We start from the raw sequence: 358 nt of genomic DNA on the forward strand, positions 1-358 counted from the left end.
GTTTTGAAACGATGGTGCATCTCACAAAAGAAAATGAATTTGTGGTTTTGGAAGGAGATGAATATTTGAGTTCGCCCATTGATAGACGTCCCAAATTTCATTTATACAAACCCAATATTGCTTTGTTGAGCGGCATTGCTTGGGATCATATCAATGTTTTTCCCACATTTGAAAATTACAAAGAACAGTTTAAAATATTTACAGATTCCATGATCAATGGAGGAAGTATGGTGTATAATTCAGAAGATGAACAGGTAAAAGATGTTGTGGAATCGTCTGAAAATCACATCAAAAAATATCCTTACAGCACTCCAAAACATTTTATTGAAAACGGAATTACCTATTTAGAAACACCTGA

The 358-nt window shown here is 33.5% G+C and carries 1 protein-coding gene; it reads left to right on the forward strand.

Translation table 11 applies throughout. The features are described from left to right. Positions 1-358, forward strand: a 358-nt coding sequence (locus IU405_RS00135; protein WP_262894621.1) for a Mur ligase family protein, incomplete at both ends; no start/stop codon positions are given.

It is taken from the genome of Polaribacter sp. BAL334, assembly GCF_015767435.1.
Taxonomy (GTDB): Bacteria; Bacteroidota; Bacteroidia; order Flavobacteriales; family Flavobacteriaceae; genus Polaribacter.